This window comes from Pseudomonas juntendi (assembly GCF_009932375.1).
Classification (GTDB): Bacteria; Pseudomonadota; Gammaproteobacteria; order Pseudomonadales; family Pseudomonadaceae; genus Aquipseudomonas; species Aquipseudomonas juntendi.
The window spans coordinates 1-373 of record NZ_BLJG01000597.1; the positions used below are offsets into that span (position 1 = coordinate 1).

1 pseudogene is annotated in these 373 nt (G+C 67.3%); it reads right to left on the reverse strand.

The annotated features are described in order from the left end of the window. Positions 1 to 169 precede the first annotated feature (169 nt). Positions 170 to 373: pseudogene (locus GYA94_RS28455) on the reverse strand (efflux RND transporter permease subunit); the annotation flags it as partial.

The following is a 373-nucleotide window of genomic DNA, read 5'->3' on the forward strand; positions in this document are numbered from 1 at the left end:
TGGTGGTGTCGCGGACCCGGGCGCCGACCTTGTGTGCGCTGGTCATGCACCGCCCACCTGGCGGGCAGCAGGGCGGTTTCGGCGAACGCCTGGGCAACTGGTACGAGCGGGGCCTGAACCGTGCCCTCGCCCACCAGCGCGTGACGCTGGTGGGCGAGGGCACGGTTCACCAGTTGACCAGGCGTTCGCCGAAACCGCCCTGGTGCCCGCCAGGTGTGCGGTGCATGAACAGCGCACACAAGGTCGGCGCCAGGGTCAGCGACACCACCACTGAAATCAGGATGGTGGATGTGGCGGTCAGGGCGAATTCCTTGAACAGCCGGCCAACCACCCCGCCCATGAACAGCAGTGGGATGAACGCTGCGATCAGCGA